The sequence below is a fragment of the Rhodospirillaceae bacterium genome (assembly GCA_028819475.1).
In the GTDB taxonomy this organism is placed as follows: Bacteria; Pseudomonadota; Alphaproteobacteria; order Bin65; family Bin65; genus Bin65.
The window spans coordinates 1-23,108 of record JAPPLJ010000004.1; the positions used below are offsets into that span (position 1 = coordinate 1).

Annotated in this window: 20 protein-coding genes; 7 read left to right on the forward strand and 13 right to left on the reverse strand. The window is 67.6% G+C overall.

The features are described 5' to 3' along the window. Together OXM58_01065 and OXM58_01070 are read right to left on the reverse strand one after the other, a co-directional pair. Nucleotides 1-640, reverse strand: a 640-nt coding sequence (locus tag OXM58_01065) for an NAD(P)-binding domain-containing protein (GenBank protein MDE0146936.1), incomplete at its 3' end; no start/stop codon positions are given. Nucleotides 641-731: 91 nt separating this feature from the next. After that, nucleotides 732-2,381, reverse strand: a complete 1,650-nt coding sequence (locus OXM58_01070; GenBank protein ID MDE0146937.1) for a DUF924 family protein — start codon at nt 2,379-2,381, stop codon at nt 732-734. Nucleotides 2,382-2,933: 552 nt separating this feature from the next. Between OXM58_01070 and dnaK the strand changes: the two genes are divergently transcribed. The 3 genes from dnaK (at nt 2,934) to OXM58_01085 (ending at nt 7,124) form a co-directional block, all read left to right on the forward strand. Continuing rightward, a complete protein-coding gene (gene dnaK / locus OXM58_01075; GenBank protein ID MDE0146938.1) occupies nt 2,934-4,889 on the forward strand; it encodes a molecular chaperone DnaK in 1,956 nt (651 codons plus the stop codon). Between the two features lie 49 nt (nt 4,890-4,938). Next, nucleotides 4,939-6,096: a molecular chaperone DnaJ gene (dnaJ, locus tag OXM58_01080; protein MDE0146939.1), complete on the forward strand. Its 1,158-nt coding sequence runs from the start codon at nt 4,939-4,941 to the stop codon at nt 6,094-6,096. A 335-nt stretch (nt 6,097-6,431) separates the two neighbouring features. Beyond that, nucleotides 6,432-7,124 (forward strand): isoprenylcysteine carboxylmethyltransferase family protein, encoded by a 693-nt coding sequence (locus OXM58_01085; protein MDE0146940.1) that lies wholly within the window; start codon nt 6,432-6,434, stop codon nt 7,122-7,124. A 1-nt stretch (nt 7,125) separates the two neighbouring features. On the opposite strand, the gene OXM58_01090 is transcribed toward OXM58_01085, so the two are convergent. The 9 genes from OXM58_01090 to OXM58_01130 form a co-directional block, all read right to left on the reverse strand. Next, complete coding sequence (locus tag OXM58_01090) at nt 7,126-7,626, reverse strand: MmcB family DNA repair protein (GenBank protein MDE0146941.1); 501 nt, start codon at nt 7,624-7,626, stop codon at nt 7,126-7,128. Between the two features lie 362 nt (nt 7,627-7,988). Then, nucleotides 7,989-8,999: a 2Fe-2S iron-sulfur cluster-binding protein gene (locus OXM58_01095; GenBank protein ID MDE0146942.1), complete on the reverse strand. Its 1,011-nt coding sequence runs from the start codon at nt 8,997-8,999 to the stop codon at nt 7,989-7,991. 5 nt (nt 9,000-9,004) lie between these two features. Next, on the reverse strand, nt 9,005-9,781 hold the full coding sequence (locus OXM58_01100) for a phenylacetate-CoA oxygenase subunit PaaI (protein MDE0146943.1): 777 nt from the start codon (nt 9,779-9,781) through the stop codon (nt 9,005-9,007). 45 nt (nt 9,782-9,826) lie between these two features. Then, nucleotides 9,827-10,213 (reverse strand): MaoC family dehydratase, encoded by a 387-nt coding sequence (locus OXM58_01105; GenBank protein ID MDE0146944.1) that lies wholly within the window; start codon nt 10,211-10,213, stop codon nt 9,827-9,829. 4 nt (nt 10,214-10,217) lie between these two features. Next, the gene (locus tag OXM58_01110; GenBank protein ID MDE0146945.1) at nt 10,218-10,616 is read right to left on the reverse strand and encodes a MaoC family dehydratase N-terminal domain-containing protein; all 399 of its coding nucleotides are present in this window, start codon (nt 10,614-10,616) and stop codon (nt 10,218-10,220) included. A gap of 77 nt (nt 10,617-10,693) precedes the next feature. Next, entirely contained in the window at nt 10,694-11,329 is a 636-nt protein-coding gene (locus OXM58_01115; GenBank protein MDE0146946.1) for a TetR/AcrR family transcriptional regulator, read from the reverse strand. Continuing rightward, complete coding sequence (locus OXM58_01120) at nt 11,326-12,306, reverse strand: hypothetical protein (GenBank protein MDE0146947.1); 981 nt, start codon at nt 12,304-12,306, stop codon at nt 11,326-11,328. Before OXM58_01120 ends, OXM58_01115 begins: the two co-directional genes overlap by 4 nt. Next, on the reverse strand, nt 12,303-13,358 hold the full coding sequence (locus tag OXM58_01125) for a hypothetical protein (protein ID MDE0146948.1): 1,056 nt from the start codon (nt 13,356-13,358) through the stop codon (nt 12,303-12,305). Before OXM58_01125 ends, OXM58_01120 begins: the two co-directional genes overlap by 4 nt. Nucleotides 13,359-13,376: 18 nt before the next feature. Beyond that, nucleotides 13,377-14,972, reverse strand: coding sequence for a benzoate-CoA ligase family protein (locus OXM58_01130; GenBank protein MDE0146949.1), 1,596 nt, complete (start codon nt 14,970-14,972; stop codon nt 13,377-13,379). Between the two features lie 212 nt (nt 14,973-15,184). Between OXM58_01130 and OXM58_01135 the strand changes: the two genes are divergently transcribed. Beyond that, the gene (locus OXM58_01135) at nt 15,185-16,249 is read left to right on the forward strand and encodes an aromatic ring-hydroxylating dioxygenase subunit alpha (protein ID MDE0146950.1); all 1,065 of its coding nucleotides are present in this window, start codon (nt 15,185-15,187) and stop codon (nt 16,247-16,249) included. Between the two features lie 323 nt (nt 16,250-16,572). Beyond that, entirely contained in the window at nt 16,573-17,754 is a 1,182-nt protein-coding gene (locus OXM58_01140) for a serine hydrolase (GenBank protein MDE0146951.1), read from the forward strand. Nucleotides 17,755-17,833: 79 nt separating this feature from the next. Here OXM58_01140 and OXM58_01145 read toward each other — a convergent pair whose 3' ends face one another. After that, a complete protein-coding gene (locus OXM58_01145; GenBank protein MDE0146952.1) occupies nt 17,834-19,021 on the reverse strand; it encodes an epoxide hydrolase in 1,188 nt (395 codons plus the stop codon). 355 nt (nt 19,022-19,376) lie between these two features. On the opposite strand from OXM58_01145, the gene OXM58_01150 reads away from it, so the two are divergent. Further along, nucleotides 19,377-20,186, forward strand: coding sequence for an enoyl-CoA hydratase (locus tag OXM58_01150; GenBank protein MDE0146953.1), 810 nt, complete (start codon nt 19,377-19,379; stop codon nt 20,184-20,186). A 23-nt stretch (nt 20,187-20,209) separates the two neighbouring features. Continuing rightward, a complete protein-coding gene (locus OXM58_01155; GenBank protein MDE0146954.1) occupies nt 20,210-21,808 on the forward strand; it encodes an AMP-binding protein in 1,599 nt (532 codons plus the stop codon). Nucleotides 21,809-22,031: 223 nt separating this feature from the next. Here OXM58_01155 and OXM58_01160 read toward each other — a convergent pair whose 3' ends face one another. Next, on the reverse strand, nt 22,032-22,787 hold the full coding sequence (locus tag OXM58_01160) for an ABC transporter ATP-binding protein (protein MDE0146955.1): 756 nt from the start codon (nt 22,785-22,787) through the stop codon (nt 22,032-22,034). Nucleotides 22,788-23,108 lie beyond the last annotated feature (321 nt).

The window sequence follows — 23,108 nt, forward strand, 5'->3', positions numbered from 1 at the left end:
CCCCCCCCCCCCCCCCCCCCCCCCCGGGGGGGGGGCCCCCCCCCCCCCCCCCCCCGCCGGTGCTGAGCAGCACCTTTCGGCCCGAGAGGCGCAGTTCGTCGGCAATCTGCCCGCCCGTCTGGCCGGAGCCGACAACCAGGACGGCTCCGGGCGCCAGCTCTCCGGGATTGCGGTAGGTTTCCGCATCCAGTTGGCGGACACGTGACGACAGCGTTGCGGCAAGTTCCGGCCGGCGCGGCGCCTGCATCGTGCCCGTCGCCACGACGACCGCCGGCGCTTCCAGCGGGCCGTCGGTCGTCTCGACGCGCAACCGGTCGTCCCTGCCGTTGCCGAGCGCGGTCGCCGTAACGCCCGTCCGGACCGGGCAGCCGAATTGCTCCGCCCACCCCGTGAGATAGGCCGCGAATTCGTCCCGGCCCATGAAGCCGTCCGGGTCGTCGCCCCGGTATTCGGCGCCCGGCAGGCGGACGGTCCAGTTCGGCGTGACCAGGGTAAAGCTGTCCCACCGGCGGTGCGACCAGCTGTGCCCCGGTACTTCCCGCTCCAGCACCTCGTGGCCGATGCCGTGGCCGGTGAGATAGTAGCTGGTCGAGAGTCCGGCCTGGCCGGCGCCGATGACGATGACATCCGGGCTAACCATGAACTAGTATCTCCCCGCTCCTGCCGGCCGCGGACGATCCGCAACCGGTCGTGCTCCCGGCCGGCGCTTCGGTCGCTCCGGCGAGCGGCGCTCAGATTCCGATATTCTTGCTCAGACTCAAGTGGTTCCGGCCGTCGACGCGCCGGTGGACTATGTCGTCGACATAGGTTCGAACCAGATTCAGTCCGAGACCGTCGACAACCGACTCCTCCTCGATCGTATCGGCGCTCGGTTGAAAGGTATGCGACCGCAGATCCAGTTGGCGGCCGTCATCGACGATCCGGATTTCGAGCCGACGGCCCTCGACATTCAATTCGAGATCGATTTCGATCCGATGCGCCGCGTCGTCGTCATAGCCGTGCTCGACGAGATACATGAGGACCTCTTCGATGCAGAGCTGGACCTGAAACCGGTCGGCTTCCGGGAAGCGGTGCCGATAGGCGAATTCGTTGACGGCTGCGGCAACCCTTTCCAGTTCGGCAAGGTCGTTGGCGACAGACAGGCCGAGGCTTCGGGCCGATTCCTGATGGCGGCCCGCCGGCGGTTCGCGGCCGTCCAGGCCGCTGCGCGGTCCGCTTCCGTCCCGAGTTTCGCTCGCCCTCGCCCCGACCGGCCCGCCGTCGACGAGCGCGATCAGCGATGCAACGTCGATGACGGGCTCCACGGAGTGTTTCGCGCTCTTGGGCGGCCAGACCAGTTCTTCCGCGCTCAGCGCCCCGCCGTTCCTGAGCAGGATTCTCTTGACCGCTGCCAACAGGTCGGCCACCGGCGGCGCTTGCCGCAGAATGCCGAGAGTCCGGGCATGCTCCGTGAGGCGAAGGTGCCGGTACAGAAACGGGTAGGGTACTGCGTCGTCGCCGGCGAGGGCGAACACGCCCATCGGCGAATCCGGATCTTCCGGGGACAGCCCTGCGGCGCGAAGCATACCGGCCAGCGTCTCGCGGGTGATCCGGTTCTCGTCGACCCCGCTCCCCGTTCTGCAGCCCCCTATTCTGCGCAGGGCGCCGAGCAGCGCGATATAGTCCGGATCCGGTGGCTGGGTGAAGGTCCAGAGCGGGCGCATCGCGTCTTTGAGATAACGCGGTTCGCCGCCGCGGTGGGGCCGCAGCATGGCGGCATTCCGATGGGGGAAGCGGTCGAACAGGAGCAGTGTCTCGGAGTGCTCGATCACCGCCCTGACGAACGACCAGCTGACGAACTGGTTGATCCTGCGCCGTTCGGGCGGCGCTTCGGCCACAAGGTCGGTGCTCCAGCGGCTAAACTTGTCGATGGCGAGGTCCTGGAGCTTCAGGTCCTCCGCATGGGATAGCGGGACGTAGATCCAGAAGCGCTCAATGACGTTGTAGTGCTCGAATTCCCTCTCGTCCTCGCAGGCCTGCAACGTCATGGCGGCGGTCACTGCGTCGTTTGCGTAGGCGAGCGCCGTGCCGCGATAAACGTTTCGCGGAAACTGGTCGAGGACGATCAGCTTGGCGAGAAAACCCTGCGGCGTATCCCAGGCCGGATCGAGAAAAAAGCGGTCCGGCCCTTCCCGGTGCATCTGTTCGCACCAGTCTCGCTGTACGCGACGGTTGTGCGAGTTTTCGGCGCTTCTGACGAGCGGACCCATCCGCCACCGCAGCATCCCCTCCTGCCAGTTCTTGCGGGACGTATCCGCCGCCGTCCGCAAGGGACCGAGCCAGAAATCGAGCACGGCCTCGGGGGTCCGTTCCGTAATCGCGGGCTTTTCGTCTGGATTCACGGATTGCACCGGCCGCGACCGCAGGAAAGGCGTTTCGTATTGCGACGGAAGGCGGGCGCACCGCCGGGGCGACGGGAACCCCATTCTCGCACTGGAACGGGGTGCGGCCTTCTCAAGAGATGCGCTTCGGTGAACGTCCGGAACGGATACTCATGGATTTCCAGGATAGTGCCCAAGCCAGAAACCGTATCGCAAACAAGGCGCAAAATATCGGAAGGGTCATCAAAAGTATCGGAAAATTTATTAATCGATCAACCATACATTCATATATTTTTGCCCAGGCCCGGAACCCGTGGCGAAGCGGCGTATGGGCGGCGACCCGGACGGATTCTTGTCCGGGCGGTTTTGTCCGCTTTTGCGGCGTCTTGCGGCGCACCCGGCCGCTCCCTATATGCAGGAACGAAGCGGGGAAGGCCCCGCAATCCAGTCATTTGCGGCCGGATGCGCCCGCCCCGGCGGGCGGCGCAGCCGGCCCGGAATCGGTCGCAGCGGGGGTTCGCGCCGGCGCCTGAGAGGGCCGGCGCGGGCCTGCTGCCGTAAGGGGAGACGACCATGGCCAAGATTATCGGTATCGATCTCGGCACCACCAATTCCTGCATCGCCGTGATGGACGGCGGGAACGCCAAGGTGGTCGAGAATTCGGAAGGCGGCCGGACGACGCCGTCGATGGTGGCGTTTGCAGAGGACGGCGAACGGCTGGTCGGCCAGTCGGCCAAGCGCCAGGCGGTGACCAACCCGGAAAGCACGATCTTCGCGGTCAAGCGGCTGATCGGCCGGCGCTTCGACGATCCGATGACCAGGAAGGATATCGATCTCGTCCCCTACAAGATCGTCAAGTCCGACGGCGGCGACGCCTGGGTCGGCGCGCGCGACGAGAAGTTCAGCCCGAGCCAGATCAGCGCCTTCATCCTGCAGAAGATGAAGGAAACCGCCGAGGCCTATCTCGGCGAGCCGGTCGACGAGGCGGTCATCACGGTGCCGGCCTATTTCGACGATTCCCAGCGCCAGGCGACCAAGGACGCCGGCCGGATCGCCGGCCTCGATGTCCGGCGCATCATCAACGAGCCGACGGCGGCGGCCCTGGCCTATGGCCTCGAGAAGAAGGAAAGCGGCACCATCGCGGTCTACGACCTGGGTGGCGGCACCTTCGACGTCTCCATTCTCGAGATCGGCGACGGCCTGTTCCAGGTGAAATCGACCAACGGCGACACCTTCCTGGGCGGCGAGGATTTCGACGCCAAGATCATCGACTATCTGGCCGCCGAGTTCAAAAAGGACCAGGGCATCGACCTGCGCGAGGACCGGCTGGCGCTCCAGCGCCTCAAGGAGGCTGCGGAGAAGGCCAAGATCGAGCTGTCGAGCGCGACCCAGACGGACATCAACCTGCCCTTCATCACCGCCGACGCGAGCGGGCCGAAGCATCTCAACGTCAAGCTGACCCGCGCCAAGCTGGAAACCCTGGTCGAGGAGCTGATCCAGCGCACGGTCGGGCCGTGCAAATCGGCGCTCAAGGATGCCGGCCTCAAGGCCAGCGAAATCGACGAGGTGATCCTGGTCGGCGGCATGACCCGGATGCCCAGGGTGCAGGAGACGGTCCAGCAGATCTTCGGCCGCGAGCCGCACAAGGGCGTCAATCCGGACGAGGTCGTGGCGCTCGGCGCGGCGATCCAGGGCGGCGTGCTGAACAAGGACGTGAAGGACGTCCTGCTGCTCGACGTGACGCCGCTCTCGCTCGGCATCGAAACCCTGGGCGGCGTGTTCACCCGGCTGATCGACCGCAACACGACGATCCCGACGAAGAAGAGCCAGGTCTTCTCGACCGCCGAGGACAACCAGGGTGCGGTCACCATCCGGGTCGGCCAGGGCGAGCGCGAAATGTCGGCGGACAACAAGCTGCTCGGCCAGTTCGACCTGGTCGGCATTCCGCCGGCGCCGCGCGGCGTGCCCCAGATCGAGGTCGCCTTCGATATCGACGCCAACGGCATCGTCAGCGTCACGGCGACCGACAAGGCGACCGGCAAGGAGCAGCAGATCCGCATCCAGGCCTCCGGCGGCCTGAGCGACGACGAGATCGAGCGCATGGTCGAGGAGGCCGAGGCCAACGCCGAGGAGGACCGCAAGCGCCGCGAACTCGCCGACGCCCGCAACGCCGCCGACGCCATGATCCACCAGACCGGCAAGTCGCTCGCCGAGCATGGCGACAAGATCGAGGCCGCCGAGAAGGAGGCGATCGAGAAGGCGATCGAGGATCTGAAGGCGGTCAAGGACGAGGACGATCTCGGCGCGATCCAGGAAAAGACCCAGGCGCTCATGCAGGCGTCGATGAAGCTGGGCGAGGCCATGTATGCCGCCCAGCAGGCCGAGGCCGAAGCCGCCGCCGGTGCGGCCGGCGACGCGGCCGGCGGCGCCGAAGCGACCGACGCCCCGGCCGGAACCGAAGCCGAAGAGGGCGTCGTCGATGCCGACTTCGAGGAAGTCGACGACGACGAGCAGAAGAAAGCGTCCTGACGGCCGGCGTCGGCCGATGGCGATTTCGGCCTGACAGGCGGGATCGGCGATGGCGCAGCGGGATTTTTATGACGTGCTCGGCGTCGGCCGCGACGCCGACGAGGCGCAGATCAAGTCCGCCTTCCGCCGGAAGGCGATGCAGTACCACCCCGACCGCAATCCGGGCGACGGCGAGGCGGAGCGCAACTTCAAGCAGGTCAACGAGGCCTACGAAGTCCTGAAGGACGGCGAGAAGCGCGCGGCCTACGACCGCTTCGGTCATGCTGCGTTCGAGCAGGCCGGCGGACCTGGCCCCGGTGGCGGTTTCGGCCCCGGCGGGTTCGAGTTCAACTTCGGCGGCGGCAGTTTCGGCGATATCTTCGAGGACATCTTCGGCGACATTTCCGGCATGAACCAGGGCGGCCGCCGGCGCCAGCCGACCCGCGGCCAAGACCTGCGCTACAACATGGAAGTGAGCCTGGAAGACGCCTTTACCGGCAGGCAGACGACGATCCGGGTGCCCAGCGCCGACCAGTGCGCATCGTGCGGCGGCAGCGGCTCGGAGGGCGGCGCCGCCCGGGTGACCTGCGGCCAGTGCGGCGGTCGCGGCAGGGTGCGCGCCAGTCAGGGCTTCTTCACGGTCGAGCGCACCTGCGCCCGGTGCCAGGGCGAAGGCGAGGTCATCGACAAGCCCTGCCGCACCTGCAACGGCGCCGGCCGTGTGCGGCGCGAAAAGACCCTCTCGGTCAACATTCCGGCCGGTGTCGACGACGGCACAAGGATCCGCCTTGCCGGCGAGGGCGAACCCGGCATGCGCGGCGCCCCGCCGGGCGATCTCTACATTTTCGTCTCGGTGGCGCCGCACGACGTGTTCCACCGCGACGGCGCCAACATCTACTGCCAGGTGCCGCTGCCCATGACGACGGCAGCGCTCGGCGGCGCGCTGGAGGTCCCCACGGTCGAGGGCATGCGCGCCCGGGTCACGATTCCCGAGGGCGCCCAGAGCGGCGACCAGTTCCGGCTGCGCGGCAAGGGCATGTCCCAGCTCCGCTCCCGGGCGCGCGGCGACATGTATATCGAGATCGAGGTCGAGACGCCGCGCAATCTCAGCCCGAAGCAGCGCGAAATCCTCGACCAGTTCCGCGAAGCCGGCGGCGACAGCAACAGCCCGAAATCGACCGATTTCTTCGACCGTGTGAAGACTCTCTGGGAAGGGCTGAAGAGCTGACAATCGTTTCCGGACGCAACCGTCCCTTCCCGTCATATCGACCGGAACGGCCCGGAGGGCCGTGAAGCGGAGATATCTTTCCGGGACGGAGCGGGGCCAAAGCGCAGCGTCAGAAAGATTTCTCCGCTCCGCCACGCTTCGCGCGGCTCCGGTCGAAATGACGAGTCGGGGACGAAGGTGGACGGGAGACCGGCGGAGATGGTGGTGGCGGTTGGGGCGCAGAGGATGTTTCGAAACCCTCCCCTGCGGTCCCTCCGCCCGGACCGGTGTCCGGTACAACTCCGGCCACGACATCCCATGACTCCGGCACAGTGCGTGGCGTATCCTGACCCGCCATGACCGTCGCCGACCATCTCCTCTATGCGCTCGCCTGGCTCAGCTTCGGCGTCCTGCACAGCCTGCTGGCGCGGCAGAAGGCCAACCGGTCGTTCGACGCCGCGTTCGGCAAGTTCGCCCGGATCGCCTACAACCTGATCGCGGCCGTCCATCTGGGCGCAATCCTGTTTTTCGAATGGCGCGGCTTTCCCGGCAAGGTCGCGTTCGACGTGCCGCTCTGGCTGCACGCGCCGATGGTGGCGGTCCAGGTCGCCGGCTGGGTGCTGCTGTTCGTCGCCCTGGTGCAGTACGATCTCGGCCGCTTCGGCGGGCTGACCCAGGCGAGGGTCATCGTCCACCGGCGAGGTCGCGGACGCGGCGCCGGGCCGATGGGCGCAGCGCGCGAGTTGCCGGAGCCGCCGCCCGACGTCCCGCAGGCGCGGCTCGAGCCGCTGGTCACCCACGGCATCCACCGCTATGTCCGCCATCCGCTCTACAGCGCGATGATGATGGTGTTCTGGGGCCGCGCCTTCGACGAGGCGGCGCTGATGACGGCGGCGTGGGGCACGCTCTATCTCGTCATCGGCACGCATTTCGAGGAGCGCAAGCTGCTGCAGATCTACGGCGCGGACTATGCCCGCTACAGCGCCGCCGTGCCGCGCTTCCTGCCGCTGCGCGGCCGGGCCCGGAGCGAGCAGGGCAAGAGCGGGTAGGTCAGGAGCGTCCGTTCCAGCGCTCGGCCGGTGCAGGATCGAGGGCCTGTTGCAGCCGCTGCCCGGCGGCGAGCGCGAATTTGAGGATCTGGGTGCGCCGGCGGGTCGCGTTCATCGTCCGCTCCGGCGCCTCGCGGATCGCGGCGGCGTCGAAGGCGTCGGCGACCAGCAGGCCTTGGTCGGCCGGCAGGACGTCGGCCGGGAAACCGTCCGGTACGGCGAAATAGTAGGCGTCGCACCAGGGCAGATAATCCGGCCATTTCGCATCGCCGCGGAAATCGGCCGGTGTGGTCTTGATCTCGACGATGACGAAGCGCTGCTCCCGGTTCAGGCCGATCACGTCGACGCGCCTTCCCTTGCCGACGGGAAACTCGGTGAGCGTGCTGTAGCCCCGGGCGGCGAGGAACCGGCAGACCCCGCGCGCCATGCGCAGTGCCCGGCCGCCGGCTTCGGCGGAATCCGCCGGGGCGGCAGCGACAGGGTCGGACGTACGCAGGTCCATGGGCGGCCCCCGGCCACGGGTGGGAGACCGACGCAGCTTACAGGAAATGAACAATAAGGGTACAAATTTCCGGGCGGACATCGAATTGGATCGATCGGGCACGCCGCGGCGACCGTCGGCGGTGGGTGCTCCCCGAAATTGTCCTCCGCGTCGACCCGTACACGCCCAACGCCCGACATCCCACTTGCCACCCCGGACGGAGCGCAGCGGAGATCCGGGGTCCAGGGGCCACACGCAAAGGCCTTTCGGGTCGGCCCTGGGCCCCGGATCAAGTCCGGGGCGGCACAATGAATGAATTGAAAATGCCGGCAGGCGTTAGCGGCGTCTCCGGATCTGCGAGCAAACCGGCGCCCGGCCCCCTGTCAAATCTTCGCCGGGCTGAAGCGGTCGGCGTGGATGTCGTCGGGGTCGACGCCGATTGCCTCCAGGATCGGCACGGCGGCGTCGATCATCGGCGGCGGTCCGCACAGGAAGGCCTCGGCGCCGAAACCGTCGAACACCGTGTCCGCCAGCAATTCGGTGACCGTGCCGCGCGGTCCGTCCCACGCGCTGCCTTGCGGCTCGTCCGACAGGGCGACGGCGTAGCCGAAATCCGCCGACCGGGCCGCCCAGCCGTCGAGCAGCGCGATATCGTAGAGGTCCTCTTGCCGGCGCGCGCCGTAGAGCAGGCGGATGCGGCGGCCGGTGTTGCGGGCGAGCGCATCCGCAATCATCGCCTTGATCGGCGCGAGGCCGGTGCCGCCGGCGACGCAGATCGCCGGCCGGTGATCGTTCGCCGTGAAGCCGAAATGGCCGTAGGGCCCGGCGATCTCCAGCGGATCGCCCGGCGACAGCGCGGACCGCACATGGTCCCCGATTGCGCCGCCCGGATAGAGCCGGACGTCGAACACCAGTTCCGTTCCGCCCGGCGGGTTCGCCGCCGAGAAATAGCGGTTGGGCGCGATGCCGGGGACGATCCATTCAAAATACTGGCCGGCCCGGTAGGCGATCTCGCGCGGGCAGTCGAGCGCGACCTGGACGACGCTGGCCGAGACCCGTTCGACCCGGCCGACCGTCGCTTCCACATGCTCGATCCGCGGCGCGCTCGCGCCGTCGCGCAGTACGATTTCCAGCGCGATGTCGGAGGTCGGCGCGCACAGGCAGGTCAGGATGCGGCCCTTGCGCCGGTCGGCCTCGGTGAAGACCGCCGGGTCGGCGCCGGGGCTCTCCTCGACGCCGCCGCTCAGCAGCACCGCCCGGCACTCGGCGCACTCGCCGGAGCGGCAGTTGTAGGGCATGGGCAGTCCGGCCGCGAGGCAGGCTTCCAGCACGCTCTGGCCGGCGGCGCAGGAAACCGCCGTGCCGTCCTGCAGCGCGACGGTGAAGGCGGTCAAATCGCTCAGCCCGCCGCGGCGGGCGCCGGCCGGGACGGTTCGCTGGCTGCGGCCATGTAGACCGCCGGATCTTCGGCCAGTTCGATGCCCCAGTCGCGGGCAACGAAGGCGCGGGTCTGGCGGTAGTAGGCCGCGCGCATGGCGGCGTTGGTCTCGGTCTTGAAGCCCCAGTAGCGGTAGCGCTCGTTGGTCCGCGACCGGTCGCTGCCGAAGGAGGCGAGGCCGACCCTGAGCCACTTCGGCACCGCGGCCTCGACCGCGGCGCGGCCCTCCGGCGTCTCCAGCATGTCCTTCACGCCGTCCATGCCGAAGCCGACATGGCCGTATTCCTCGTTCAGCGTGTCCTGGCAGGCCTTGCGGAACGGCGCATAGGGCGAGCGCACGAACTGGCGGAACTGGTGCGCCGCGGCGCGGTCGACCAGCGCCAGGAAGACGACCTGGTCGGCCCAGTCGTCGATCGGCGTGTCGAAGGTGGTCAGATGGTCCTTGTCTGCGCTGAATTCGCGCCAGTCGAGGCCGAGCTCGTCGAGCAGCGCCCGGAACCGCAGATGGTGGCCGTATTCCTCCGCCACGGTCTTTGCCATGCGCATCTTCGCTTCCGGCGTCGGCGCGCGCAGGATCGAGGGCTCGAAACAATCGGCGCCGTAATCCTCGCTGACCACATGGATCTTGATCAGGTTGAGCTGCAGGTCGCGGAATTCCTCGTCCTGGTCCCAGAAGGTCTCCGGCGTGACGTTGGGAATTCCGGCCTCTCCGTAGGTGACGGACTCGGTTACAGACATGGGAGCGTTCTCCGCTTTCGCCGGTTCCGGCCGCCGCGCGCCACGTCAGGCCCCGAATCCGGCCTCGGCCTTCGCCGTGACCGTGCCGTCGCCCTTGGATGCGGTGAGCGCACAGGTGACGGCCTCGCCGTCCACCGCCGTTACCACGGCCTCGATCTTCAGGTCCTCTTCCGGAAAGACCGGCGCGGTGAAGGTGACGTCGAGCCAGCGCAGCCGGTCCTGCCCGACCCGCTCCGCGAGCAGGCGGGCGAAATGGGCGGTGGTCATCGGGCCCTGCTGCAGCACGGTCGGAAAGCCGGCGGCTTTCGCGAATTCCTCGTCGGTGTGGATCGGGTTCGGGTCCTCGGTCCCGGCGGAAAAGTCGGCGAGCCGGTCCAGGTTTGCGCCGGGAACCGTCGCGTCGAACAGGATGTCGCCTTCGCTGTATGCCATCGGACTACTCCCGCTCGATCAGCCGGGTAATCTCGCGCAGCACCCGCGTGCCGTCGGCGCGCGCATAGTCCAGCGCGACGTCGGCGCACCATATCCTGCCGCTGCGGCCCTGCTTCTCGGTGATCGTCTCGACCTTGGCGGTCACCGTCAACTCCTCGTCCCAGGCGACCGGTTCGTACCATTCGTAGCGCTGGCCGCCGTGCAGGGCGCGCCTGCGGTCGATGCCGAGCGCCTCGAACAGGTTGGTGCCGCGGGTCTCGCCGCGCAGGAAGATCATGTAGGTCGGCGGCACCGCCTCCAGATCGACCGGCGTCCCCTGGCCGCGCAGCAGCTTCTCCGCCAGCGCCTTCTCGGGCTGCACGGTAAAGGGCGGGAAAACGTGCCCCTGCCGGTCCATGTTCATGGGCGTCCTCCGAAGATGCCGAATTTTTTACGTTTACGTAAACATAAAGTCAAGCCGGCGAAAGCCATGGCCGGTTCCTACTCGAACAGGCCCGACGACAGCAGCTCGGTGTAGGAATCGATCAGTGCGTCTATCGTCACCGGCTTGCGCGGATCGTACCAGCGGGCCAGCCAGTTGCAGGTGCCGAGCACAGCGAAAGCCAGCGTCTTCGGTTCGCCGATCGTCCTGAATTCGCCCCGGTCCTGGCCTTCGGCGATGATGCGGGTCCAGGACGCTTCGTATTCCTTCCACAGCCTGACCATCGCCTGGCGCACTTCCGGCTCGCCTTCGAACCGGCCGTCGCGCAGGCTCACGGTCATTTCCAGGCAGTAGCGGTCGAAATGGAGCAGATGGATGCGGATCGCTTCGCGGAACTTCTCGCGCGGGCCGAGCGACGCATCCCCGACGACCGCCGCGACGCCATCGACCAGCAGGCGGCTTTGCGGCTCGATGATTTCGAGCAGGATCTGCCCGCGGTTCTTGAAATAGTAGTAGATGCCCTCGCGCTTGATGCCGACCGCGCGCGCGATGTCGTCCAGCGTCGTGTTGGCGTAGCCGAGCCGGTCGAAACACTCGGTCGCCCGCTGGAGGATCTCGGCGCGTCGCCCGCCGGTCCTGCCGGCCCTGCGCGGCCCGTCCGGCGCCCCGGCCCGTTCGTCCGCCGTCCTTGTCATGATCCGATCCACCGTTTCTGGGCGGGCCAGGCCGGGCCGCGGTCGCCCGCCGTCTCCGCGCTGCGCAGTTCGTCCAGCCGGAGCTGCTTCGAAGGCGTGTCTTCCGGGATGTCGTCCAGCGCGTCCCTGAGCATCGCCTCGTAGTCGTTCCCGACCGGGCAGACGTCCTGGCAGCGCCGGCAGCCGGTGACCGCGCCGGCGCCGCGCAGGATGCTGGCCCAGATGTAGAAGCTCTTCTCGTTGCGCAGCATCCGTTTCTGCATCTCGGGGTCGGTCTCGTCGATCACCTCGTCGAGGAACTCGGCGACCTGCCGGAAGCCGTGGGGCTGGCGATGCTCGTTGCAGGCCGGCCAGTCCCGGCTCCAGTGGCCGACCGCGTCGCCCGGGCAGGCCGAGAGGCAGCGCCCGCACTCCGGCCCGAGGCACAGTGGCGTTTCCATCCGGCGGTCGGGCTCGACCGGGACCGAGCTCAGCACGGCGGTCAGGATGACCCGCGGGCCGTATTCCGGCGTCAGCAGCTGCAGGTTGAGCCCAAGGGTGCCGAGGCCGGCCTCGACCGCGGCGTGATCGAGCGACAGGGGCAGCTTCTGGTGCAGCCGCGGGTCGCCGTCGTAGCGCCACGGGTCGACATGGGTCGGCGGCACGATCAGCGCCGGGTAGCCGCTCTGCTCCAGCCAGCGCACCAGGTCGAGCGCGACCTCCTCCAGCCCGGCGATGGTGAGCTCGTCATTGACGTATTTGTGCCGGTCCGACCAGGCCGGGATGCGGGTCGCGCCGAGGCTGACGCGCTGGCCGATCACGATCACCCGGTCGGCGTCATGGTCGGTGATGTCGCTCGGCCGGCGCGGGTCGTCCGGGTCCGGCGGGTGCTCGTTCATCGCCGCGCCGTCGGCGATGCCGACGATGTCGGCGCCGAGTTCCCGCGCCTTCTGCTTGACCAGTTCGGCGGTGAGCGACGCGCGGTAGACCTCGATCATGGCGTCCGGTCTCCCGCCTCAGACGCGGCCCGGCCAGCCTCGATTTTGGCCGCCTCGCGCTTCTTGAAGGCCTGCAGTTCGCGCGCGACGAGGCCCCGGTAGCCCTCCGGGCCGACCCAGCGGATGTTCCAGTCGTCGAGGCCCGGCGCATCGCCGCCTTCGCGCCGGATTCGGCGGTATTCGCGGCCCCGTTCGGCCTTTTCCTCGGTCCTCTCCGGGATACGCTTCTGCGGATCGGCGAGGAAGGCGTGATAGTCGTTGCCGGCCGGGCAGACCGCCATGCAGCGCGGGCAGTCGCCGAACGAGCCGGCGACCCGCAGCAGGCCCTGCCACAGGCCGAAGATGTTGCGGTCGCGGATCATCCGCTTGCGGCCCTCGGCATCGGCCTCGAAATAGTCGCGCATAATGGCGGTCGAGACGCCGTAGCCGAACTCCTGGGCGGCCTGGGCGCAATCGCGCTTGTCCAGGCCGTAGTGCAGCACGGCGTCGGTCGGGCAGGAATGCAGGCAGCGCGAGCAGGATTCGCCGATGCAGACCTGCTCGGTCATCGGCGTGTCGGCCTCCAGCTCCAGCTCGGTCAGGATGCCGGTGAGATAGACCCGCGGGCCGTATTCCGGCGTCAGGATGTTGACGTCCAGCCCCAGCGTGCCCATGCCGGCCTCGACGCCGAGATGGCGGGTCGAAAGCCGGCCGTAGCTGCCGTTCTTCATGCTGAGGTCGGTTTCCTGCCCCATGGTGATGAAGCTCGGCCAGCCGTGCTGCTCCAGCTTGCGGGCGAGGCGATGGCAGACCTTGTCGAGCCGGCGCAGGATCGCCTGGTCCATATACTGGACGGTGATCGACAGCTTGGTCCGGAATACGGCGACGGGAATGGCCAGCGCGATGACGATGACGCTGCGGCAGTAGGGGGTGATGCGCTCCGGCGTCTGGGGCCAGCGCGGGTCCGGCGGAAACGCGTTGAGCGTGTCGGCCGCGGCGATGCCGACAAGGTCGGCGCCCAGGTCGAGCGCCATCTGCTTGACTTCGGCGGCGTCGAGCGGGGTGCGCGTCATAACCGGGCCATGGCGGGATCAGGCCTCCGCGCGCAGCTTGTAGCGCTGGATCTTGCCGGTCGTGGTCTTCGGCAGTTCGTCGACGAAGTCGATCCAGCGCGGGCATTTGTAGTGGGCCAGCCGGTCGCGGACGTGGTCGCGCAGCGCGTCGGCCATGCCGCCTGCCTCATCTTCCAGGGTCACGCCGTCTTTCAGCACGACATAGGCATGGGGCTTGATGAGCTGCTCTTCGTCCGGCTTTCCGATCACGGCGGATTCGAGCACGCCGTCATGCTCGGCGATCGCCGCCTCGATCTCGGTCGGCGACACCCAGATGCCGCCGACCCGCAGCATGTCGTCGGAGCGGCCGACGATGAAGAAGTTGCCGTCCGCATCGATCCGGAACTTGTCGCCGGTCAGCACGCCGCCGTCCCCGAACACCTGCGCCGTGCGCGCCGGCTTGTTCCAGTATTCGCGCGCCGCCGACGGGCCGAAGGCGCGCAGGTTGCCGACCTCGCCGGCCGGCACGGGATTGCCGTCGTCGTCGACGATTTCCGCCCCGAAGCCGTCGACCAGCCGGCCGCAACTGTAGGGCACGGCTTCGCCGGGCCGGTTGAGCAGGAACATGTGGGTCATTTCGGTCGTGCCAACGCCGTCGAGGATCTCGACGCCGGTGAAATCCTTCCACCGGTCGAACAGCGAGGGCGGCAGCAGTTCGCCGCCGCTGACGCAGAAGCGCATCCGGGCGCAGGCGTCGCGCACCGCGTCACGGCCGATCTCCTGCTCGGCGGTCTGGAGCATGGCGGCGTAGAGGGTCGGCACGCTCATCACGATGGTCGGCCGGTGCTCCAGCCACAGGTCCCAGCACGCGCCGGGCAGGATCGGGCCGCTGCCGACGACGTTCGCCGCCCCGGCGCGGATCGGGAAGTAGACCTGGTTGCCCAGCCCGTAGGCGAAGAACATTTTCGGCGGGCAGAAGACGGTGTCGTCGGCGGAGACTTTCTGCGCCGCGATGCCGAACAGCTCGGTCGCCCAGTAGATGTGCGCGTGGGTGTGGACGACGCCCTTGGGGTCGCCGGTCGATCCCGAACTGTAGAGCCAGAAGGCGGTGTCGTCCGGATCCTGCGGCAGGGTTTCGAGCGTTTCGGGAAACCGGTCGAGTTCGTCGCCGAGAAACGGGTAGCCTTCGACCCGCCCGCCACAGACCACGATATGCTCGACGCTCTCAAGCCCGTCTCGGATGCTCTCGAAGACCGGCACCAGGGAATGGTCGATCGCGACGGCGCGGCAGCCGCTGTCATTGACGTAATAGGCATAGTCCTGCGGCTTCAGCCAGGTGTTGATCGGAATCGTCACCGCGCCGATCTTGATGCCGCCGAGGAACAGGGCCTCGAAATCCAGCCCGTCCATCACGCTGAACATCACCCGGTCGCCCTCGCCGATGCCGAGCGACCGCAGATAGTGGCCGGCCTGGCAGACCCGGGCCTGCAAGGCGCCGTAGGTCACGACGGTGCGGTCCGCGTCGTCGAGCAGCAGGGCCGGCCGGCCGGCATGGCCGGGCGCGCCGGACGTCTCGAAGAGATAGTCGACGACGTTCCCGATCGGGGCTGTCTCGGCAATCGGCGAACCCAGCATCGCGGCGCTCCGGCAGACCGGCCAACTCCGGTCCGGCGCAGAGCGTGGGTATATTTTACGTTTACGTCAACATCAAATCCGGCGGCGCGGTTCCCGTTCCGATTGCCGGGCGTGGGAGTTGCGCCGGGTGTTGCCCGCCGCGGCCGATTGGGCTTCTATCGCGGGGGTGCGCCGTTCGTTCGTCGGTTCGCGCCGGAGACAGGGGGGCCGGGATGATTGCCAACAGCCTGATACTCAACGCCTGGTATGCGGCCGGGCTGTCCGGGCAGTTCCCGGCCGGCGAGCTGCAGGGGCGCAAGATCGGCGGCAAGCCGGTCGTCATGTGGCGCGCTGCGGACGGCAGGGTCGTCGCCTTCGACGACCGCTGCGTGCACAAGCGCATGCCGCTGTCCGCCGGCAGGCTGCTGGAGAACGGCACGCTCGAATGCGCGTATCACGGCCTGTGCTACGACACCGAGGGGGCGTGCGTGAAAATACCCTCCCAGCCGGAAGGGCCGATCCCGGCGCGGGCGAAGCTGCGCCCCTATTCCGTGATCGAGCAGGACGGGCTGGTCTGGATCTGGCCGGGCAACCCGGAGAAGATCGGCAACTGCCAGCCGCCCCGGACGCCGGAAATCGTCAGCGACGAATGGGATACGGTCAGCTCCGACACCCTGCGGGTGAAGGCGAACTACCGCCTTGTGATCGAAAATCTCCTCGACATCACGCATTTCTATCCGTTGCACGACGGCAATATCGGCGACGAGGCGAACAGCCGGCTCCCGGTCAAATTCGAGGAAAAGATCATCGACGGCAACCACACGATCAAGTCGATCAGGCACGCGGAGAACTACACGCAGCCGCCGATGATGGTCGACTGGTTCGGCCTGGAGACCGTCGACCGCGACCACACCCACCACATGATGAACCCGGGCCTGACCCGGGTCGAAATCCGCGTCGCGCCGCCGGGCAAGCTGGGCGCCGGGGCGGACCGCGGCTACGTCCTCTACCACACCCATCTGCCGATCGACCGGGAGCATGTCGAGTGGCACTGGATCGTCAACACGCCGGGCTATTACAGGCATGAAGGCGGGTCGAGATCCGTCGCCGAACGCTTCTCGGAGACCTTCCCTTCGGTGGTGGAGGAGGATCGCTGGGCGCTCGAGAAGCAGCAGGCGATGTTCGCCTACGACGACGACGGCTATTCCGAAGTCCCGCTCAAGGCGGACAAGGCGGTGATGGGCATCCGCAAGCTGTTCGCCGCGATGGAAGCCGAGGAAGCCGGCGCGGGTCCGTAAGGGAGGTTTTGCATCCCTCTGCAAGAGTGCCGGCCGGCGCGGCGGGCGACCGGAAGGGCTTTCGCCACGGACCGCCCAACGTCGATCGGCACCCTTTCCTGACCCGGGACCGTTACGGAAAATCAATGAGTCAGAGTGCCGATCGGCGCTCAACCTGCATGCCGGTCAACACTGGATGAAGGCCGGTTGAAGCCATCGCATTGTCCGGTGGCCGTATTCGTGGTCCGATACCGCAGCCGGGAGATTGGCGCAGCGATTGCGGGCTGACGCAATACGCCTTGCGGTGCCGGCGTTGCCTATCGCCGTGTAAAGGGGGGACCATCATGTCGACATTGGCGCAAGCGTGCGATGCGGTGCTCGAGCGCGTGACAACCGGTGCAGAACGGGTGCCCGGCGTTGTCGCCATGGTGACGAACGAGACAGAGAATATCTATGAAGGCGCGGCCGGGGTGCGTCGCTGGGGCAGCGACGACCCGATGACCGAAGACACGGTGTTCGCAATTCTCTCAACGTCCAAGGCCGTGGGCGGTACCGCAGTGCTGCAGTGTGTCGAGGAAGGATTGCTGGACTTCGACGCGCCCGCGAAAGACTACGCGCCCGAGATCGGCGAGTTGCAGGTGCTCGAAGGCTTTGACGCGGACGGGAACCCGCAACTGCGCCCGCCCAGGCGCGATATCACAACGCGCATGCTGATGCTGCACACTGCCGGCCTCGGCTATGACATCTTCAACGAAAACTACTATCGCCTGGCCCAGGAGCATGGTCAGCCCAGCATCCTGACCTGCACCCGCGCCTCGTTGACCACGCCGCTGCTGTTCGATCCCGGCGACAGATGGGAATACGGCACGAACATCGACTGGGCGTGTCAGGTTGTCGAAGCGGTCCGCGGCAAGCGGATTGGCGAGGTGCTGCAGGAGCGCGTGTTTGCTCCGCTGGGGATGGACGACATGGCGTTCACCCGCACCGCGGACATGAAGGCGCGCACCGCGATTTTCCACCGGCGCGAAGAAGACGGCTCATTGTCGCCGATGGACGATTTCGCGCTGCCTGACGATCCTGAAGTGGAAATGACCGGTCACGGGCTCTATGCGCGGATTCCCGACTACATGAAGTTCATCCGCATGTGGCTGAACGATGGCGCCGGTCCCCATGGCCGGGTCCTGAAGCCGGAAACGGTCCGGTTCGCGGTGCAAGGCGCATTGCACCCGCCGCAGGCGCTCTTCGACCTGCCGGCCGTCATCCCTGCGCTGACCCATGGCACGCCGTTCTTCCCCGGGATGAAGAAGGACTTCGGCTACAGCTTCATGGTCGCCGGGGAGGAAGCGCCCACAGGACGCCCGGCGGGGGGCATCGGCTGGCACGGGCTGGCCAACCTCTTCTACTGGTTCGACCGCGAGAACGGCGTCGGCGGCTTCTGGGCGACGCAGGTCCTGCCCTTTGGCGATCCGGTTTCCTTCCCCGGCTACATGGCGTTCGAGACAGCGGCCTACGACACGATTTGCTGATATCGACCGGTTCAGATCGGTCAATAGCGGCTCGAAGCGAGCAGGCCTTTCTTGCAGGCGCCGCCGGCGGACGGGTCCGCTAACGCAGGCTGCCGAAGAAGGACGAAATGTCGGCGGCGAGCCAGTCCGGATCCTCCAGCGCCGCGAAATGGCCGCCGCTTTCCCGGACCGTCCAGCGCTGGATATTGGTGTACATGGTCTCGGCGAGCGAGCGCGGCGGCGTCAGGATCTCGAAGGGATGCTCGACATAGGCGGTGGGCACCGTCACCGGTTCGTCTTCCGAAATGATCCAGGGCTCCCGGGTCCGTTGGTAGTAGGGCCAGGCCGAGGAGCCGATCGCGCCGGTAATCCAGTAGATCATGATGTTGGTCAGGAGCGTGTCGCGGCCGAAATGCGCATCGACATCGCCCTTGCAATCGCTCCACGAGCGCCACTTCTCGACGATCCACGACGCCAGGCCGGCGGGCGAATCGGTAAGCCCGAAAGCGAGGGTTTGCGGCTTGGTCCCCATGATCTGGACATAGCCGGTCTCTTCGGTCAGCCAGTGCGCAAGCTGCGCCCGGTAACGCGCCTCGTCTTCGGTCGGCTCGGCCAGTTCGGGCAGGACCCGCGGCAGCGCCATCAGCGTAACGTGGATGCCCCGCGTCTTGTCGGTGTGGGCGTTGCCGAGATGGGCCGCAACATAGGAGCCGAAATCCTGGCCGTGGGCGAAGAACCGGTCATGGCCCAGCACGTCGGTCATCAGCACCGCGAGGATGTCGGTGGCGTCCCTGAGGCCGAAGCGGCGCTGGCCCGGCGTGAAGGAGAATCCGTAGCCGGGCAGGGACGGCGCCACGACGGTGAAGGAATCTTCCGCGCGGCCGCCGAACTCCGACGGCCGGGTCAGGCGCGGGATCAGCCGGTGGTACTCGTAGAAGGACCCGGGCCAGCCGTGGGCGAGCAGCAGCGGCGGCGCATCCGGCGCCTCGCCCGGCACATGGGCATAGTGCAGGTCGTGGCCCGCGATGGTGACCTTGCGGTTGCGCAGGCCGTTGAGCGCCGCTTCCTGGGCGCGCCAGTCATAGTCCCCGGCCCAGTAGGCGCACAGCGCTTCGAGATAGGCGACGTCGGTGCCGAACTGCCAGGGGTCGCCGGGCGCCCGGTCGGGCCAGCGGGTGGCGCGCAGCCGGTTGCGCAGGTCGTCGAGCACCTCGTCCGCGACGGCGATCTCGAAGGCGCGCGGCGACCGCCCGTCCCAGACGAGCGTGCTGTCGTTCTGCGATGACATTTCCCTTCCCCGGTCCCTTCCCCGGTCCCCTCCCCGGCATGCCTCCGGCATCCTAGCCGGCGGCAGTACGGAGACAAGGGAACCGGAGGGTGGCGTTGCTGTCCCGGCCGAGTTCCCTGGCCGGACATCGGGGAATGCGGGTCGAGGACTCGCGGCTGCCGCTCCCGGGGCGATGCCTTTGCGGAGAAGCGGGCGCCCGTGTTCAAGGGGAAATAGCCGCGCCCCGAAATCCCGGCCGCCGCACCTGCCGGCAGCGACGGTGGTCGGCGGGGGCGGATCGGTGTTACCCTGATTGCCGCTGTCTTCGGTCAGCCGGTAAATTTGCCAATCGTCCGGACAACAGGAGCGGTCGGGCATGGAATCGTCGACCCGAACATCCGCGGTGCTGCAGACGCGCCGGCGCGACGCCATTCTTTACGCGACGCTCAATCGGCCCGAATCGGGCAACGCGCTGTCGCTCGAACTGATCGGTTCGCTGCAGGATCTCTGGCAGCGGCTGGAGACCGATATATCGGTCCGGGCGGTCGTTCTCGAAGGCGCCGGGCGCTTCTTCTGCACCGGCCACGACCTGAAGGAGATTCTCGACAGCAACGAAGAGGGCGGAGAATTCGCCCGCCGCATGGCCGATGCCTGCAATCGCATGATGCTGTCCATGAACCGCATCCCGCAGCCCGTCATCGCCAGGGTTCACGGGATCGCAACCGCCGCCGGCTGCCAGCTCGTAGCCACCTGCGACCTCGCGATCGCGTCCGCAGACGCGCGCTTCGGGACGCCGGGCGTCAATATCGGCACATGGTGTTCGACGCCCTCGGTCGCGCTCAGCCGCGCCGTCGGCCGCAAGCATGCCATGCAGATGCTGCTGACCGGCCGGCTTTTCCCTGCGGACGACGCCTTTCGCATGGGCCTGGTCAACGAGGTGGTTCCGGCCGACGGGCTCGATGCCGCCGTGGACGGACTGGCGGATGAGATCGCCGCCAAATCGCCCTACGCCATTGCGCTGGGCAAGCGCAGTTTCTACCGGCAGCTTGAACTGGATATCGACGCCGCCTACGACTTTGCCGGCGAGGTTGCCGCGCGCAACGCGCATGCCGCCGACGCCAAGGAAGGCGTCTCCGCTTTCCTCGGCAAGCGCGCGGCGGACTGGCCCGGCCGCGACGGCCGCTGAACCGGCGGTTCCCGGTCGCCGGCATGCCCCTCAACCTGGCCGGACACCTGACGCGGGCGGCGCGCCGCCATCCCGATGCGCCGGCAATCCTGCATGGAGACAGCGAGCGCAGCTACGCCTGGCTGGACGATCGGGTCGGGCGGCTGGCCGGCGGATTGCGGCGGCTCGGCCTCGCCGAGGGCGACCGGGTCGGCATCGTCATGGATATCGAACCGCGGTCGATCGAATGCCTCCTGGGGCCGCTGCGCGCGGGGCTCGCGATCGTCCCGGTCAACAGCCGTCTGCATCCGGCCGAGCACGCCTACATGCTGGCCGACTGCGGCGCGCGGGCCGTTCTGTGCAGCGACTCGCGGGCGGCGGGACTTCTGGGTGCGCGGAGCCGGATGCCGGTGCTGGACCATTTCATCGTGGTCGGGAGCGCCGGTCCGGTCGATCCGGGGATCGAGGATTACGAGGACCTGGTGGCCGGCGCGGCGCCGGTCCCCGACGTTCCGGTCGGCCGGGATACGGTGTCGTGGATCTTCTACACATCCGGCACCACCGGGCGCCCGAAAGGCGCCGTGCATACCCATCGCTCGCTCGGCGCCATGGTCGATGCCCAGCTCATCGATATCTGGCCCAGCGGCGTCGACGAACGGCTGGCCCATGTCACGCCGATGAGCCATGCGGCCGGGCTTCTGGTCTTTCACCAGACAGCCGGCGCCGGCGCCCACGTCTTTCCGGAATTCACGCGCTTCGAGCCCGAAGACTTCTACCGGATGGTCGAACGCCATCGGGTGACCAAGGCCTCGCTGGTGCCCACGATGATCCACCGGCTGCTCGACGGCCCGTGGCCGATCCGACACGACATATCCAGCCTGAAGACGGTGCAATATGGCGGCGCGCCGTTGCATCTGGAGCCGCTGCGCCGGGCGCTCGACCGTTTCGGGCCGATTTTCGTCAACGTCTACGCCCAGGGCGAGGCGCCGCTGGCCTGCACCTTCCTGTCGAAATCGGAGCATCGAGCGGCCCTCGAGACGTCATCGCGGCGCCTGACGTCCGTCGGGCGCGAATGTCACGGCGCCGAGGTCGATGTCTTCGGTCCGGACGATACACCCGTTGGGCCGGGAGCGCCGGGCGAGATCGTCGTTCGCGGCGATGTCGTCATGCAGCGCTACTGGAACGCGCCGGAGGCAAGCGAAGAGACCCTGCGCGGCGGCTGGCTTCATACCGGCGACGTCGGGTGGAAGGACGAGGACGGCTACCTGTACGTCACCGACCGCATCAAGGACATGGTGATCAAGGGCGGGACCAACATCTATCCGCGTGAAATCGAGGAAGTGCTGCATCGCCACCGCGACGTCGCCGAAGCGGCGGTCTTCGGCGTCCCGGACGCGGAATGGGGCGAGGCGGTCGCCGCGGCTGTCGTGCTCCGCGACGGCGCGCAGGCCGATGCCGCCGCGCTGATCGGCTGGTGCTCCGAGTCCGTCGCCGCGTTCAAGCTTCCCGCCGACATCCATTTCGTCGATGCGCTGCCGAAGAGCGGCTACGGCAAGATACTCAAGCGGGAAATCCGCGCCGCGCTCTACCCCGGTGCGGTTCGGCGGCGGGGTTCGACGCCGATCGTCGGGCAAACCCGTTGATTTCATGTGATTCCGAAGGGTCAAACCCGGGTGTCGAACGATACGCCGGAGAGGCCATGAAATTCCGGACGGCGGGCGAGCTCCGGACCGGCGGTCTCCGGACCACGGCTCTCTGTCGAGTGTCGGTTTGAAAGAACAGAGCATGCGGCGTATGCGGCGCCATGAAAGCGCTCGCCGGCGGCCCAGGGCCGCCCGCTGCCCCACGCGCAGGCCGGACCGCGACTCAGAGAATACCGAGCGAAGCGAAGATTTGACGGATTTCGCTCGCGTACCTGCCGAACTCGGGAGTCTCGCGTACAGAGTGGTCGCGCGGACGGGGCAGGTCGATGTCGAGAATTTCCTCGACCGTGCAGGGACGCGGAGACAGGACGACGACACGATCGGCGAGGAAAACCGCCTCGGCAATCGAGTGCGTGACGAAAAAGACCGTTTTCCTGGACGCCAGCCAGATTTGCTGCAGGTCGAGGTTCAGCTTGTCGCGGGTGAGCGCATCCAGCGCGCCGAACGGCTCGTCCATGAGCAGGAGCGGCGGATCGTGCAGAAGGGCGCGGCAGATGGAGACGCGCTGGCGCATCCCGCCCGAGAGCTCGAACGGGTAGCTGTCCTCGAAGCCTGTCAGACCCACGAGGTCGATCAGCTGCTGGGCGCGGGACCGGTACGCCTTCTTGTTCAGGCCGCGCATCTCGACCTGGAGCAGCACGTTGCTCATCACCCTGCGCCAGTCGAGGAGCACCGCCTCTTGGAAGACCATTCCGAGATTCGTATACGGCTTCGAGACCACGGTCCCGCCGATGGAGATCGTCCCGCTGGTCAGCGGCACCAGTCCCGCGACCAGCAGGAGGATCGTGCTCTTGCCGCAGCCCGACGGGCCGAGGACGGCGAGGAACTCGCCGGGCTTGCACGTCAGCGAGACATCGTCGACCGCCTGCACGGGCTCGCCCAGGGTTTCGTAACGCTTCGAGACGCTGTCGAGCACCACCGGGACACCGACACCCTCCGTTCGCCCGGCACCCGGCACCGCGGGCCTTACGCTTGCCGACCCAAAGACCTTCATGTTCTTCCTCGTGGAGACCGCGATACGGTGCCGTCCGCCGCGGCGGCGAGTGTACACAATTGCCCGAAACCGCTCAACGCGATGCCCGGGCTGCCCTCCGGAATTCTGCTGCCCGCCTGTTGCCTGAAGCGTTACGGCAGTCTCGCGAAGGCTCTTCGTGCAGCTGCACCCTTTACAAGCCACTGTCGGTCGTGTGACAGTTTCCGTTGCATAAAACTGCTTTTTCGCAATGGCTTCTTCCCCTCG

Bases quoted from the DNA above. Each gene is read 5' to 3' on its own strand.
- dnaK (MDE0146938.1), top strand. From the start codon at position 2,934: ATGGCCAAGATTATCGGTATCGATCTCGGCACCACCAATTCCTGCATC.
- dnaJ (MDE0146939.1), top strand. From the start codon at position 4,939: ATGGCGCAGCGGGATTTTTATGACGTGCTCGGCGTCGGCCGCGACGCC.
- OXM58_01085 (MDE0146940.1), top strand. From the start codon at position 6,432: ATGACCGTCGCCGACCATCTCCTCTATGCGCTCGCCTGGCTCAGCTTC.
- OXM58_01090 (MDE0146941.1), bottom strand. From the start codon at position 7,626: ATGGACCTGCGTACGTCCGACCCTGTCGCTGCCGCCCCGGCGGATTCC.
- OXM58_01100 (MDE0146943.1), bottom strand. From the start codon at position 9,781: ATGTCTGTAACCGAGTCCGTCACCTACGGAGAGGCCGGAATTCCCAAC.
- OXM58_01105 (MDE0146944.1), bottom strand. From the start codon at position 10,213: ATGGCATACAGCGAAGGCGACATCCTGTTCGACGCGACGGTTCCCGGC.
- OXM58_01110 (MDE0146945.1), bottom strand. From the start codon at position 10,616: ATGAACATGGACCGGCAGGGGCACGTTTTCCCGCCCTTTACCGTGCAG.
- OXM58_01115 (MDE0146946.1), bottom strand. From the start codon at position 11,329: ATGACAAGGACGGCGGACGAACGGGCCGGGGCGCCGGACGGGCCGCGC.
- OXM58_01120 (MDE0146947.1), bottom strand. From the start codon at position 12,306: ATGATCGAGGTCTACCGCGCGTCGCTCACCGCCGAACTGGTCAAGCAG.
- OXM58_01125 (MDE0146948.1), bottom strand. From the start codon at position 13,358: ATGACGCGCACCCCGCTCGACGCCGCCGAAGTCAAGCAGATGGCGCTC.
- OXM58_01130 (MDE0146949.1), bottom strand. From the start codon at position 14,972: ATGCTGGGTTCGCCGATTGCCGAGACAGCCCCGATCGGGAACGTCGTC.
- OXM58_01135 (MDE0146950.1), top strand. From the start codon at position 15,185: ATGATTGCCAACAGCCTGATACTCAACGCCTGGTATGCGGCCGGGCTG.
- OXM58_01140 (MDE0146951.1), top strand. From the start codon at position 16,573: ATGTCGACATTGGCGCAAGCGTGCGATGCGGTGCTCGAGCGCGTGACA.
- OXM58_01145 (MDE0146952.1), bottom strand. From the start codon at position 19,021: ATGTCATCGCAGAACGACAGCACGCTCGTCTGGGACGGGCGGTCGCCG.
- OXM58_01150 (MDE0146953.1), top strand. From the start codon at position 19,377: ATGGAATCGTCGACCCGAACATCCGCGGTGCTGCAGACGCGCCGGCGC.
- OXM58_01155 (MDE0146954.1), top strand. From the start codon at position 20,210: ATGCCCCTCAACCTGGCCGGACACCTGACGCGGGCGGCGCGCCGCCAT.